This window comes from Acidobacteriota bacterium, assembly GCA_016716905.1.
Taxonomy (GTDB): Bacteria; Acidobacteriota; Vicinamibacteria; order Vicinamibacterales; family SCN-69-37; genus SYFT01.
Window position 1 is genome coordinate 762,116 of record JADJUS010000022.1, and the last position, 12,685, is coordinate 774,800.

Annotated in this window: 15 protein-coding genes; 4 read left to right on the forward strand and 11 right to left on the reverse strand. The window is 65.7% G+C overall.

Features of this window, described 5'->3' with window-relative positions; translation table 11 throughout:
* Window positions 1-409 precede the first annotated feature (409 nt).
* From IPL75_19300 to IPL75_19315, 4 genes are all read right to left on the reverse strand, one after another.
* On the reverse strand, window positions 410-973 hold the full coding sequence (locus IPL75_19300) for a hypothetical protein (GenBank protein ID MBK9242344.1): 564 nt from the start codon (window positions 971-973) through the stop codon (window positions 410-412).
* A 92-nt stretch (window positions 974-1,065) separates the two neighbouring features.
* Complete coding sequence (locus tag IPL75_19305; GenBank protein MBK9242345.1) at window positions 1,066-1,524, reverse strand: hypothetical protein; 459 nt, start codon at window positions 1,522-1,524, stop codon at window positions 1,066-1,068.
* Between the two features lie 259 nt (window positions 1,525-1,783).
* Window positions 1,784-2,200 (reverse strand): putative toxin-antitoxin system toxin component, PIN family, encoded by a 417-nt coding sequence (locus IPL75_19310; GenBank protein ID MBK9242346.1) that lies wholly within the window; start codon window positions 2,198-2,200, stop codon window positions 1,784-1,786.
* A complete protein-coding gene (locus IPL75_19315; GenBank protein ID MBK9242347.1) occupies window positions 2,197-2,415 on the reverse strand; it encodes a ribbon-helix-helix protein, CopG family in 219 nt (72 codons plus the stop codon). The genes IPL75_19310 and IPL75_19315 overlap by 4 nt, the downstream gene beginning before the upstream one ends.
* A 165-nt stretch (window positions 2,416-2,580) precedes the next feature.
* On the opposite strand from IPL75_19315, the gene IPL75_19320 reads away from it, so the two are divergent.
* From IPL75_19320 to IPL75_19330, 3 genes are read left to right on the forward strand one after another with little or no spacing between them, the layout of a single operon-like run.
* On the forward strand, window positions 2,581-3,717 hold the full coding sequence (locus tag IPL75_19320) for an HRDC domain-containing protein (GenBank protein MBK9242348.1): 1,137 nt from the start codon (window positions 2,581-2,583) through the stop codon (window positions 3,715-3,717).
* 54 nt (window positions 3,718-3,771) lie between these two features.
* Entirely contained in the window at window positions 3,772-4,113 is a 342-nt protein-coding gene (locus IPL75_19325; protein MBK9242349.1) for a winged helix-turn-helix transcriptional regulator, read from the forward strand.
* Window positions 4,110-4,595 (forward strand): SRPBCC domain-containing protein, encoded by a 486-nt coding sequence (locus IPL75_19330; protein ID MBK9242350.1) that lies wholly within the window; start codon window positions 4,110-4,112, stop codon window positions 4,593-4,595. The genes IPL75_19325 and IPL75_19330 overlap by 4 nt, the downstream gene beginning before the upstream one ends.
* Before the next feature lie 9 nt (window positions 4,596-4,604).
* Here IPL75_19330 and IPL75_19335 read toward each other — a convergent pair whose 3' ends face one another.
* Genes IPL75_19335 through IPL75_19350 form a run of 4 tightly spaced genes read right to left on the reverse strand, consistent with a single transcriptional unit; the run spans window position 4,605 to window position 8,622 of the window.
* Window positions 4,605-6,812: a molybdopterin-dependent oxidoreductase gene (locus tag IPL75_19335; protein ID MBK9242351.1), complete on the reverse strand. Its 2,208-nt coding sequence runs from the start codon at window positions 6,810-6,812 to the stop codon at window positions 4,605-4,607.
* Window positions 6,796-7,275 (reverse strand): (2Fe-2S)-binding protein, encoded by a 480-nt coding sequence (locus IPL75_19340; GenBank protein ID MBK9242352.1) that lies wholly within the window; start codon window positions 7,273-7,275, stop codon window positions 6,796-6,798. The genes IPL75_19335 and IPL75_19340 overlap by 17 nt, the downstream gene beginning before the upstream one ends.
* Window positions 7,272-8,090, reverse strand: coding sequence for an FAD binding domain-containing protein (locus IPL75_19345; GenBank protein MBK9242353.1), 819 nt, complete (start codon window positions 8,088-8,090; stop codon window positions 7,272-7,274). The genes IPL75_19340 and IPL75_19345 overlap by 4 nt, the downstream gene beginning before the upstream one ends.
* Before the next feature lie 25 nt (window positions 8,091-8,115).
* Complete coding sequence (locus tag IPL75_19350; protein MBK9242354.1) at window positions 8,116-8,622, reverse strand: hypothetical protein; 507 nt, start codon at window positions 8,620-8,622, stop codon at window positions 8,116-8,118.
* Here IPL75_19350 and IPL75_19355 point away from each other — a divergent pair.
* Window positions 8,621-8,872 (forward strand): hypothetical protein, encoded by a 252-nt coding sequence (locus tag IPL75_19355; GenBank protein MBK9242355.1) that lies wholly within the window; start codon window positions 8,621-8,623, stop codon window positions 8,870-8,872. The two genes, IPL75_19350 and IPL75_19355, sit on opposite strands and share 2 nt — an antisense overlap.
* 134 nt (window positions 8,873-9,006) lie before the next feature.
* On the opposite strand, the gene IPL75_19360 is transcribed toward IPL75_19355, so the two are convergent.
* From IPL75_19360 to IPL75_19370, 3 genes are all read right to left on the reverse strand, one after another.
* Complete coding sequence (locus IPL75_19360) at window positions 9,007-10,023, reverse strand: glycosyltransferase (GenBank protein MBK9242356.1); 1,017 nt, start codon at window positions 10,021-10,023, stop codon at window positions 9,007-9,009.
* Entirely contained in the window at window positions 10,020-11,270 is a 1,251-nt protein-coding gene (locus tag IPL75_19365) for a cytochrome P450 (protein ID MBK9242357.1), read from the reverse strand. The genes IPL75_19360 and IPL75_19365 overlap by 4 nt, the downstream gene beginning before the upstream one ends.
* 280 nt (window positions 11,271-11,550) lie before the next feature.
* Complete coding sequence (locus IPL75_19370) at window positions 11,551-12,657, reverse strand: DegT/DnrJ/EryC1/StrS family aminotransferase (GenBank protein ID MBK9242358.1); 1,107 nt, start codon at window positions 12,655-12,657, stop codon at window positions 11,551-11,553.
* Window positions 12,658-12,685 lie beyond the last annotated feature (28 nt).

The window sequence follows — 12,685 nt, forward strand, 5'->3', positions numbered from 1 at the left end:
CTATCGAAGATCGCATCTCTTGAATCGAGGACGCCGTCCGGTCGACCGGAACCTGGCTGACTGGCCCTGGATCCTCCTACCGGACGGCCATCAAGCGCGGCGAGGTAGTCGAAGCCATTGGGCGGCCCGAGCCCACCGCCAACCAGCTCAGCAATCGAGTCGACCCTGCCGTTTGCGTTCGGGTCGAAACATACGAACGCGTCGTTGCCACCAGGGCACGTCCATGCGACCTGCAACTTTGTTCCCGACCGAGGACCGGACAAGGCTACACCAGAGTCCAGCGAAGTCAGGCATATCCCGTCTGCGCCGAAGTCTATGACCACCACCTCCCGCGTCTGTTGCAGCCCGGGACCCACCGGCCCAGTTGAGAAAGTGGCCGACGCCATCAACAAGGCAGCAAACTGTCGGTTCAACGGGCAAGTTCCGTTTCAATAATCTGGCGCTGGAACTCGACACCCCGGACTCGCAGGGTAAACGACCCTCGAAAGCGGCTCTTGTTGCCGCCCTCATCAACCACGCTAGTTCTCTGATAGCCGTTGCGAATACTGGTGATCCCAGCCGCAGGGAGTGACATCAGCTCGGTCCGCTGGCTGGCACCGTCATGGTTCTTGTCACACCAGACCAAGAGTCGCGCGAAAACACCATCTGCCGAGTCGATGACGCCCGCGCCTTCGGGGAGGGGATCTGGGAGTCTTCCGTCCGGACCGCGGCGCAACCCCTGAAGGGGCGTGAGCAGGGCATCAGCCCCACTCGTTGGCTGGGTGCCGTCTTCAAAGCGGAGTCTTGTCCCAACGAGTTCGCCTGAGTCGTCGATGGTACCGTTTCCGTTTAGGTCTAGTGCTAGAAAGGAATCATCCGACCCCAGCGAGGTCCACCCCACGCTGGCAGCTTTGCCTACCCGCTCGATGTCAAAACGAACTCCGCTTCCACTGGACGTAAGACGAATGCCGTCGCCCTGCATGTCCAGCACCATCACAGTGGCTGGCCTTGGAGGTGGCTGACCTGCGTTGCTGGACCCCGCCAGGGCCAGCCAAGCGCCCAAACAAGCGACGATCGGCGCTCCGTTCATGCGCCGCAGCCGTCAACCTCATCCTGGTCGACATAGAGCCAATAGGCCAGGTGCCAGCCCCCGCCATCGATCATCCAGTGCATCGAATTCCCGGTGTACACACCGCAGAACGGCTCACCATAGGTCTCCCACTCGCGTTCGACCCAAGCATAGCCGCTCGCCCGGTTGTCGTCGGCGCCAGATGGATCATCGATGATCCACGCTTCTACCTCAGCATCACAGCTAGAACCGCCCACACTGGTTGAGGCGTAGTAGGCAATCTGTGTCAGGTTGGCCTCGAGATTTCCGAATGGGGTGCCACTGTCGCACTCGACGGAGTCAGGAACCGCAACCAGCGCCTTTGAGTGGGGCGCTGGGGCAGCAGCGATGGCAGCGACGAACGTTGCAACGAAGACGGCTGTTACAAGGGGCTGAAAGACCTGACGAAGATTGACCAGTTCGCGAAGACGTTCCATTTGAACCTCCAATGACGATGCCACAACAAGCCGCAGTCCGTGTGGCGCACCGCGCACACGGACTGGCCGGACTGGCCGGACTGGCCGGACTGGCCGGACTGGACGGACTGGACGGACTGGACGGACCCTACCACCTGAATCGCCGCGAGTCAATAACTAGATTCGCCCTAACTGGGTTCACCAATTCGCCACGCCGACCGGGTCCCGGATCATCTGGGTCACGCAGTTTTCGAGCATTGAAGACCATGGAGGAAACAGTTCACGTATTCTTCTGAGCAACGCTGCGGTCAAGGAACTCCACGAACGCGCGGGGATTGATGATCGGAATCCCGTTGTAGTCTCGCAACACGAGGAGGTCCTGATCTCCAGAGACGATCACCGTCGCACCGGCGGCCACGGCCGTGCCGAGCACCACGTCGTCATCAGCGTCACGGCACACCGGGTGTGGAAGCGTCACGGGGACCACCAACACAAGGCTCTGACGATAGGCGTCAAGGAACGTCTTTACTCTCGGAGTGATCGTAAATTTTCTTTGGAGTGTCGCATCCAGTTCCTCCAGAAGCGGCGCGGACGAGGCCATCAGGCGCAACCGGATGGATCGCTCCAACAACTCGTGGCAGAGGCCGTGCGCCACGAGGCCCGCGACAAGGACGTTCGTGTCGAGGACGACGATCACGAGACGATCGAAAAGACGTCGTCGTCCGTGTAGATGCCCTGTGCGCGCGCTTGAGGAACAAGATCAAGGCGCGCGGACTCCAGCGCCCCGAGCAGTTCCTCCATCTCGAGTGCTCGGCGCACGTACTGGCTCAGAGAAAGGTTCTGCGCTTTGGCGCGTTTCTCAAGCTTGCGCCGGGTGCCCCTGGGCACGCGAACCGTCAGCACTTCTTCCATGCGTATGACGCTGTCATACACCGACGCCAGTCGTCAATCCATACGACCGAACCCACTGAAGGGATCGTGTATGGACGTGCGTCAGGTGTCCAGTAGGTCGATTTCAGGTATCTGCCGGCCGCAGGAAGATACTGGTTTGGGGATGGCGGGTCATACTGGCGGTGTATGTCGCTGCTTCCGCCGCCTATTCTCGTTGACGACGCTTCCGGCCTGCTGGATCTCGCGGCCGCCCTCGCGCCCTGCGCCGCGGTTGGCGTGGACACCGAGTCCAACAGCCTCCACGCCTATCGGGAGCGCGTGTGCCTGATTCAGTTCTCCACGCCTGCCGCCGACTTCATCGTCGATCCGATTGCCGTGCCTGACCTGAGCCCGCTGGCGCCCTTCTTCGCCAGTCCCGAACACGAGAAGATCTTCCACGCCAGTGAGGGCGACCTGCTCGTTCTCGGCCGCGACTTTTCGTTCGTGTTCGCGAACATCTTCGACACGATGTCGGCCGCCCGGACGCTCGGCTGGCCACAGGTCGGCCTTGCCGCAGTGCTCAATACGCAGTTTGGCGTCACGTTGAGCAAGACACATCAGCGAGCCGACTGGGGACGACGTCCTCTGAGAGTCGACATGCTCGACTACGCCCGGCTGGATACGCATTACCTGGTGGCGCTGCGCGAACGGCTGCACGCCGCGTTGGTCGAAGGCGGACTTTGGGCTGAGGCCCAGGAGGACTTCGAACGCCTCGCGCGCGTTCAGCCGAAACCTGCGTCCCCATCGCCCGACCCGATGGCATTCTGGCGCGCGAAAGGCGCTCGCGCTCTGCCGCCCGGTCAGGCTGCGGTCCTGAAGGCCGTGTTCGACTATCGCGAGGGTCAGGCCCAGCGCATCAATCAGCCGCCGTTCAAGGTGATGGGAGAAGAGGTGCTGTTGGAACTGACCCGGCGCGCGCCCGCGAGTCTCGACGAACTGGGTGCGGTTCCAGGCATGACTCCCGGCCAGGTCCATCGCCACGGTCGGGCATTATTGGCTGCCATCCAGCAAGGCCTGCGCGCACCCGCGCCGCCGGCGCCGGTCGTGGAGGTGCCGCCCGACGATGTGCTGGCTCGATACGATCGTTTGGTTCAGTGGCGAAAGAAGCGCGCGAATGCACGAGGCGTGGAATCGGACGTCATCCTGCCCCGCACGACCCTGCGCGACCTGTCGCAGCGCCCACCGCGTACCCTCGACGAGCTGGCCGGCATTGCCGACTTCGGCCCGCGGCGGCGGGAGTTGTACGGGGAGGAGATTCTGGCGGTGGTGTCTGGCACGGCCTGACTGCGTTCTTGACCGCCTTGCAAAAGCAATTCGCTGCGGCTAACATACAACCGAATGGTTGTATTTAGGAAGCAGAGCGATGAAGCGCTCAACCAGCTGTTCCGCGCACTGGCCGATGGCACGCGACGCGACATCCTGGCGCGGTCGCTTACGGAAACGCTGTCGGTATCCGACCTTGCTGCGCGATACGAAATGAGCTTCGCGGCCGTGCAAAAACACGTCGGCGTGCTCGAGCGCGCGGGTCTCGTTCAAAAGCGTGCACACGGCCGCCAGCAACTCGTGTCCACCAACCACGCTCGGCTCCAGCGAGCCGGCGAGCTCCTCGAATACTTCGAATCCATCTGGCGCCATCGCATGGCGCAGCTCGACGAGGTTCTTCTGCCGAAAGGAAAATGACGATGCCGCTGACCTCTGTCACCAAAGACCCCGCAACGCTCACCCTCACCGTGGTGGGCGACTATCCCGTTCCGCAACAACGCCTGTGGGACGCGTTTGCCGACCCACGCCAGCTCGAGCGCTTCTGGGGACCACCCGTCGCGCCCGCCATCTTCACGCATCATGACTTCACCGTTGGCGGTCGCGCCGAGTACTTCCTGAGCTTGCCGGATGGAAGCCAGTGGCACGGCTCATGGAAGTTCACCGCGGTGAATCCGATCGACTCGTTTGAGGCGCTCGACGGCGAAGACAATGCCGAGGACGAGGACATGCCGGCAGGGATGACATTCACGTTCGAAACCACACCGACAGGATCGCGCATGACCTGCGTCACACAGTTCTCGAGCATCGAAGCCATGGAGGAGACGGTTCCCGGCATGGAAGAAGGGCTACGCGCCGCGATGCCGCAGCTTGACGCATTGCTTACTGAACTCGAAGGCTGAGGCCTCGACCTACCGTAGCAGCCCGTCGCGTTCCAGCGCGGCCAACAGCCGCTCGGGCACGATGGGAAGATGGTCCATCCACACTCCGGCCGCAGCGTGAATGGCGGCGGCGATGGCAGGTACCACCGGGATCATCGTGATCTCGCCGATGCCGCGTGCACCGTATGGACCCGACGGGTCGGCCCCTTCCACGGCGATCGTCTCGATGATGGGCGACGCATCGACCGAGGTGGGCAGATTGCAGGTCGAAAGGCCTGGGTGGTCGAACATCCCGCCAAGGGTGGGGCACCGTTCCTGAAGCGCGTATCCCTGCCCCATCACCACCCCGCCCTCCACCTGGCCCTCGACCAGGTGGGGGTTGATCACGCGACCCGCATCAATCGCGTTCACCACACGCAGCACACGCACGGCACCGGTCCCGAGATCCACGCCCACATCCGCCACGCATGCACTCCACGCGTACGAGTACGCGTGACGCGTGGGCGAAGTGGTGGCCAGCGGATCGGTCGAGGGCGCATGGAATGTCGATGTGACGGTCACCCCCTCCGGCGGCAATGCCCGGCGTCCGCCGCGCGCGGTGACTGCGCGCCGAGCCTGCTCGCACGCCAGACGCACGGCGTTCCCCGACACAAACGTCTGGTGCGAGGCCGACGCCCGGCCAGCCCCCGGCGCATTTGCCGAGTCTCGCCATTCGATCGTGACTGCGCGTGGCGTCGTCCCGAGCGCCTCGGCGGCAATCTGCGCCAGCACCGTCTCGGTTCCCTGCCCAACCTCCGAGGCAGCGACCCACACCGTGATCGCCAAGCGAGTCACGGTGACGCGAGCCGTGGCGTGATCATCGAACCCAAAGCTGAAACCGACGTTCTTCAAGGCGCTGGCCGTACCCCGGCCGTACCGCCAGTCGCCGCACGACCGTGGCAGGCGCCGACGCCGAGCCCGGGCCGTGGCTGCTGACAGAGTCAGATCGAGTCCTGTGCGGGCAAACACCTTCGGGCCCGTGGCCAGACGTCCCCCTTCACGCACGAAGTTGCGGCGCCGGATGGCATCGGGCGCCATTCCCAGGGCGTGCGCAAGCTTGTTGACCTGCTGCTCCATGGCAAACGTCACCTGGTTCACGCCAAACCCGCGGAAGGCACCGGTGTACGGATTGTTGGTGAACACGGCACGGCCAGTCACTCGCACGGCCGCAATCGCGTATGGCCCGCAGGCCTGCGAGATGGCATTGGCCATCACTGCCTTCGACGAACTGGCGTAACACCCGGCATCCGCCAGTATGTCAATGCGAGCCGCGAGAAAACGGCCTTGACGATCGGCGCCGAGCACGTGGCGAATGTGGAACGGATGCCGTTTGCTGTGGCCGCGGATCGACTCGACGCGATCCCACACCATGCGCACCGGTGCGCCCGCCACCCGCGCCGCCAGCAGGAGCAGAATCTGCAGTGAAATATCTTCGCGTGCGCCGAACGCTCCGCCGATCGTCTGCTGGACGATGCGGAGGCCGTCGACGGGCTCGCCGAGCGCCTCGGCCGCCTGGCGCAGATCCTCCTGCGGCCACTGCGTGGCGACGTTCAGCGTGAGGCTGCCGTCCTGCTCCGGAACGGCGATGCCGGCCTCGGGTCCGAGAAAGGCGTGCTCCACCAGTTCGGTCCGGTACTCGGCGCTGATGACGATCGCGGCTCCAGCCACTGCGGCGTCGACATCGCCTCGCGCGATCGCCTGCTCGGTGACGATATTCGGGTGAGAGCCGGTGGGCGTACGCCCGGGATGCACCACCGGCGCGTCTTCATCGCAGGCTCGCTCGGGATCGATCAGTGGGGTCTCGGTCACCAGCTCAAGCTCAAGGCATCCGGCCCCCAATCGCGCGGCTGCCTCAGTGGTGCCCACGACGACCGCAACAACATCCGAAGCGCCGCGAATCCGGTCCGTCACCAGCACTTCCTGATCGGATTCCATCAGGCCGAACCGATTGGTGCCCCGGACGTCACCGGCGGTGATCACCCGGACCACGCCTGGCGTGGCGAGCGTCGCGGCGGTGTTGAGCCGGCGCAGCCAGGCACGGGCCACCGGCGCACGAACCGTCACCGCGTGCAGGCAGCCCGGCGGCAGTGGGACGTCCTGCGGGTAGAGCGCGGTGCCGGCGGCTTTGGCCACCGCGTCGGTCCGGACGTGGCTGACGCCGACGCACTGGCCGCTGGTGTGGTCAGCGCGTCGAGCCATGTCGTCGTCCCGCCTGCTGCACGGCGCGCACGATCTTCGTGTACCCCGTACAGCGGCAGATGTTGCCGGCCAGCCCGGACCGAATCGCCGCGGCGGTGGCGTTGGCCGGCAACGGGCTGGCCGCCAGGATCATTCCAGGCGTGCAGAACCCGCACTGAATGGCGCCGTGATCGGCAAACGCGCGACGAAGGCGGCGCAATCGGGGGTTCGTGGCGTGTTCGATCGTTGTCACGGTCCGCCCGTCCGCCTCGGGGGCAAGCACCAGACACGACAGGGTGGGCTCGCCATCAAGCAGGACCGTGCAGGCGCCGCACTCGCCGACGCCGCAGGCGTCCTTTGTTCCCGTAAGACCGAACCGGTCGCGTACGAGCTGCAGCAGTGTGGTCGATGCCGTCACGCGGGTCGTTCGCAGGATACCGTTCACGGTGATTGCGACTCTCGTCGCGGTCGCGCGTCGCTTCATCGTGCCCCCACGCGCGCCACGGCGCGTCCAAGCACGACGCCGGCCACGCGAAGGCGATACGCGTAGTCCGACAGGCTGTCGGCGTGGACATGGCAGACCGCGCGTAGCGCCTCATCACGGCGGGAGCGATTGCCGAACGACGCGGCCACGGTGGGCGCCAGGAATGGCCGCCCGCCAAGCCCTCCGAGGGCGACCCGAACGCCGCCGCTGAATTCAGCCACGCCTGCGGCCGCCAAGGATCGGCTGAAGGCCATCCTGGCGCCGACCTTCTCAAACGCGCTGTGCCTGCACTTGGGCACGTGCACCGCCACCACCAACCGCTGGAGCGGCCACTCGGCGGCCTGCGCGCTCATGAAGTCTGCCAGCGGGGAGTGGTCGCACGACTGGCGGTCCGCAACCACCACCATGGCATCGAGTGCCAGCAGCGCCGTCGTGATGTCTCCGGCGGCATGCGGCGTGGTGATGTTGCCACCCACCGTGGCGCGTCGCCGCAGGGCCGGTGCGGAGGTCTGCGCGGCCGCCTCCGCCAGTACGCGCGCGTGCCGGCGCACCAAGGGGTTGGACGACAGTTCGTGGGCCGTGACGAGCGCGCCGATACGCAGGTGGGTGCCCAGATCGGACACACCAGTGGCGTCGGTGACGCCTTTGATGTCCACGATCTCGCGGACGAACCGTGTCCATGGCTGTTGCGTGGACAGCGCGACGATCACGTCGGTACCGCCCGCGTAGATGCAGGCACCAGGACGGGCAATGGCCTGAAGCGCTGCTCGCAAGGTGCGTGGTCGGAAGTAGGAAAAGGCGGGAAGGTCGGACATGGGAGGGCCAGCGCCGATCGGGATGTTAGCGCGGAACGAACCTGACGCGCGATGGGGGGCCGATCAGGTACCCCACGGCCTCGCCGACGGCGCTTGCGATCAACCCGAGCGAGACCACCGGCAACTGCCGCCATATGGTCGTGTCGCCGCAACGCACGGCATCGGCCACGAGGCGGACCAGCCGCACGGCCGGGATCGCCGGCGCGCCCGCCGCGTACACCAAACGTCGCAACGGGAACCAGCGCCGTCGCCGCTGGTGGCCGAACTGCCGGCCCAGCCGCCAGAGGTCTCGCACGAACGGCCCCACGCGGTCAGGGTTGACGACATCCACGAGCGCCGCGGCCTCGAAATAGCACTGGCCACCGCGAGCCAGGAGTTCGTGTTGCAACTGCCACCCCGCCTCGAGTGAGGCGTCCAGATCATCGCCGAGCGCGAGGAGTGCCTCGCGCCTGTACGCGCTGTTGTGCCCCGGGACGTCGGCTCGCAGTCCACCCGGCTGACCGTTCGCCCACCGGCCGTGTTTGATGCGCATGGCTGCCCGGCTTATTGCGGTCTCTGGGTTTGCGTTGCCGATCGACGGCCCGACGACCGTCCACGACCCGGACCGGCACGCCTCCATCAGCACGTCCACGGCACCGGGTCGAGGGAAAGGCATGGGCCTGCGCGAAGAGCACCCACGGCGCCGTAGCCGCCCGTGCAGCCCGCGCCTCGGCCACATCGAGCCGGCCGTCGCCTCCGTCGATCACGATGACCTGATCGAATCCCAGAGCGTGAATGGCTGACGTCGAAATGCTGGCGCCGTTCACTGCGGCGATGACCATCTGCAATCGCTCGGCGCGATAGCAGTGCAGCGCAGCGGCGACCGCGTCCAGTGAGTCGGTGACCAGAACGACGGACACCTCCGGCCCGGACGCCGTCATCTCTGCACGTCAGCCAGTTGGTGGAAGGGCTGCCCTGGCTGCAGGTGGAACGACATCCGATTGAGCAAGCCGAATACCCGTGCGAACGCCGCCGGCGGCAGGATCGTCTGCAAGATGAGCACGCCGACAAACGCCCACCGTTTCGGCGACCGCAGGACGGGCGCGGGCGATGTCGCGACTGACCTGCGCAGAAATCGCCAGGCGGCTGACACCTCACCGTCGATCGCGCAGAATACCGCCATCGCGAATAGGTCCCTCGCCTGACAGAACCGAAGGCGTTGGGTGGTGACGCGTGGATCGTCACGCCGCGCTTTCTCAAGAACCCGCTGCCCTTCAAGCGCCATCTGCTGATAGTTGCGGGACTCACTGCCCGGACTGCGGGTATATCCCACGAGTGTGCAGGGCACCGTCGCGAACCGGACGTGGCGGGCCAGCCGGATCCAGAGATCCCAGTCCTCACGGAATCGCAGGGTCTCATCAAGGTGGCCGACCTGCTCCAACGCCTCACGACGCATGAGCGCCACGCTGCCGCCAGAGACCATGTCCCACTCGATCATCTCGTCGGCCACGTTGCCGTTGGCGTCGCCGCCCAGGCGCCAGCCCAGGCATCGGTGCCTCGCATCGATCACGGCCGAGTAACACGACACCACGCCCACCTCGGGGCGCGCGTCAATAAGCGCCACCTGCCGAGCGAGCTTGTCGGGCAGCCAGAGATCGTCGTGGTCGAGAAACGCGATCAGCTCGCCACGGGATTCGAGAATCGCCCGGTTACGTGTCGCGCTCGGCCCTCGGTTCATCTGGCGAATGAGCCGGATGCGGGCGTCGGCCGCCATGAGGCGCGCGACGACCTCAACCGTGCCGTCACTCGACCCGTCGTCGATGACCACAAGCTCGAAATCGCCGAAGGTCTGGCGAAGCGCGCTGGCCAGCGTGGTCTCGATGAAGCCGGCCGCGTTGAATGTGGCCGTCAACACGCTGACCCGTGGCGACTGCGCCAGGGCAGCGCGGCTCACGCGCTTCCACCACGAGGCGTGAGGACAATGCGCCATGCCGACGACGGTCGCCAATGACGCCACGCGCTGTGTTCGGCAGGGCCATCGGCAACGGATTGCCAGTGGTACCCGCGCGCGAGTTCCTCGGCGAAGATGCCACCGACCGTCTTTGTCAGGTCCTCGCCAAGACACGCATGGCGCAGGCCCGCGCCAAAAGGCGCATATTCGCGGCGCGTGAACGACCGGTGCAGAAACCGATCGGGGTCGAAGGTCTGCGCATGCTCAAACACCGCAGGGTCCTGGTGACTCTCGCGTACGCAGAGCCGTACGAGCCAGCCTTTCGGGATGACCATGCCGCCGTGCGAAATGTCGCTGGTGGTCGCGCGGTACAAGTACTCGCTCTGCTCGAGCCGCAGCGTCTCCATCACAACCCGCGTGGACAAGGACAGCGCGCCGCCCTCGTGGGCGGAATCGGCGTGCGCCGGCAGCCGAAGCCGGTCGGCCCACTGGCCGTGGTCGGTCAGCATCCGCGCGATCCACTGGAGCAGGCCCGACACGTCAGCCCACGTGGTGTGCAGGATGTATGCGAGGTTTCCCATGATCGTCGGGTCGTCCACGGAAGCGGGGCTGCTGCGGGCCAGCGCCTCCAGGAAACTGCCAGCGCCAGCGCCTGGCGAATGCCCGTCGGCTGTGTGTGCGCGCGCGATCGCGACGATCTCCGCCACCGCACTCCGAATCTGGCGGTCGGACGCGCTCGAGGGATTCCGGATGTCGATGACCCTGTAGAGCGTCTTCAATCGAGCGCGTTCCGCGCTCGCGGGATCGATTCCGAAGAACAGACGCACCCAGATCGAAAACACTGCGCGCTGGATATGGCGGCGAGGCGGCACGCCGGTGCCGGCAGACGCGTGTGCCATGCGCGCCAGTTCCTGGCGAAACTGGTCGCGGATGAAGGCCTCGTGCAACTCGTACACCTCGCGCGCCATCGCAAGGCGAAGCACCTGTTTGGCCTCGGCGTGGCGCTCGCGGGGCATGTGACGGAGGAATCCACCTGGGATGAACCGGCCAAACGACCACGGCGGCGACACCAACACATCGTCGTGCTGGCGGAAAAACTCCGACCCTGCAGACAAACCGACCAGGCAGGCGGTTGGTCGCAGAAACTGACTGGTCTTGAAGGTACTTCCCAGGCGCCGACTCTGGTCGGGAGAAAAATCCTGCCGGGTCCATGGACCCAGCGCAAAGGGCCGAGCGAACCCGGTGGCCATCCATGCGCGCGGCCGCGCGCTACTCCTGAGTGCCAGAGCACGGCGACCATCGCGACGACGGCGGCGGCCGCGGCGCCGCGCACCAGCCCGATCGGGGCAAACGCGGCCAACAGAGCGATGCCGACGGCGTAGGCCACGACCACTCCCGCCAGCCGCAGGGCTAAGCCTGGAAACGCGCGCCGAAAAGCGGTGCTCGCACACGGAGCAATCGCGGGCCATGCCGCCACGCTGAGCACCGCCACTTCGACAACGCGCTCGAGTATCTGGCCAGCCATTCGGGTCACCAGGACGCGGGCAGGGTCCGGACCGCCGCCACGATCGTGGCGACCTCGTCGTCAGTCAGCCGTGGATGCAGGGGCAGGTTCAACGCGTCGGCGCCGAGTCGCTCGGTGTTGGGAAGACTGACCTTCGTGTCGAAAATCGGGTTGAGGTGCAGCGGGTGATAGCGCAACGTGGTGTAGATCCCCTGCTGGTACAGCGTGCGTGCCGACCGGTCCCTGTTGGGGATGCGCACCAGGTATGTGAAGTACGAGTGCCGGTCGGCGGGACCGGCCTCGCTCGGGCGGCGCAGCCAGTCGAGGTCTGCAAACTCCTTCTGGTAGATGTCCCAGATGCGCTTGCGCCGCGCCTGCAGCGCATCGAGCTTGCGCAACTGCGCCAGGCCCACAGCCGCATTCAGGTCTGAGACCAGCAGCTTCGGAAACACCGCACAAATCTCATGTTCCCACCATCGTGGGTGGGCGGTGTTGGCCGCGTCGAACCCCGACTTGACCACGCCGCAGTAGCGCAGCAGTCGGGCGCGATCGGCCAGAGCCTGGTGGCGCGAGGTCACTGCCCCGCCCTCGCCCATGGCCAGGTTCTTGACCGCGTCGTAGCTGAAGACCCCGATGTCCCCGATACCGCCGCACGGCCGGCCGGCCAGCATCGAGGCCACGGCATGCGCAGCGTCTTCGATGATCGGCAGTCCGAGGGCGATCACTGGCTGCAACTGGACCGGCAGGCCGGCGTAGTGCACCACCATGATGGCCCTGGTCGCCGGCGTCATCACCTCGGCGATCGTGTCGGCAGTCACGTTCTGCGTGTCCAGATCGACGTCGCAGAACACCGGGCGATGGCCCGCCAGGAGAATGCTGTGCGCGCATGACACCCACGTGAACGAAGGCACGATGATGTCGGAGCCCGGGGGCAGAGCCAGCAGGGTGGTGGCCAGGTAGAGCGCACTCGATCCGCTGTTGACCACGACCAGGTTGGGCAGCCCGCGATACTGGCAGAACTCCGCCTCAAACGTCGCAGACTTCGGACCAGGACCCGGCCATTGCCGTTCCAGGCAATCCTGAATCTCGGCAAGCTCCTCGCTGCCCATGTGGGATCCCAGGACTGAAATCATTCTGCATGCCCCCTGCGATGCGAGTGAT

Bases quoted from the DNA above. Each gene is read 5' to 3' on its own strand.
- IPL75_19300 (MBK9242344.1), bottom strand. From the start codon at position 973: ATGGTGCTGGACATGCAGGGCGACGGCATTCGTCTTACGTCCAGTGGA.
- IPL75_19305 (MBK9242345.1), bottom strand. From the start codon at position 1,524: ATGGAACGTCTTCGCGAACTGGTCAATCTTCGTCAGGTCTTTCAGCCC.
- IPL75_19315 (MBK9242347.1), bottom strand. From the start codon at position 2,415: ATGGAAGAAGTGCTGACGGTTCGCGTGCCCAGGGGCACCCGGCGCAAG.
- IPL75_19320 (MBK9242348.1), top strand. From the start codon at position 2,581: ATGTCGCTGCTTCCGCCGCCTATTCTCGTTGACGACGCTTCCGGCCTG.
- IPL75_19325 (MBK9242349.1), top strand. From the start codon at position 3,772: ATGGTTGTATTTAGGAAGCAGAGCGATGAAGCGCTCAACCAGCTGTTC.
- IPL75_19330 (MBK9242350.1), top strand. From the start codon at position 4,110: ATGACGATGCCGCTGACCTCTGTCACCAAAGACCCCGCAACGCTCACC.
- IPL75_19335 (MBK9242351.1), bottom strand. From the start codon at position 6,812: ATGGCTCGACGCGCTGACCACACCAGCGGCCAGTGCGTCGGCGTCAGC.
- IPL75_19340 (MBK9242352.1), bottom strand. From the start codon at position 7,275: ATGAAGCGACGCGCGACCGCGACGAGAGTCGCAATCACCGTGAACGGT.
- IPL75_19345 (MBK9242353.1), bottom strand. From the start codon at position 8,090: ATGTCCGACCTTCCCGCCTTTTCCTACTTCCGACCACGCACCTTGCGA.
- IPL75_19355 (MBK9242355.1), top strand. From the start codon at position 8,621: ATGGCTGCCCGGCTTATTGCGGTCTCTGGGTTTGCGTTGCCGATCGAC.
- IPL75_19350 (MBK9242354.1), bottom strand. From the start codon at position 8,622: ATGCGCATCAAACACGGCCGGTGGGCGAACGGTCAGCCGGGTGGACTG.
- IPL75_19365 (MBK9242357.1), bottom strand. From the start codon at position 11,270: ATGGCCACCGGGTTCGCTCGGCCCTTTGCGCTGGGTCCATGGACCCGG.
- IPL75_19370 (MBK9242358.1), bottom strand. From the start codon at position 12,657: ATGATTTCAGTCCTGGGATCCCACATGGGCAGCGAGGAGCTTGCCGAG.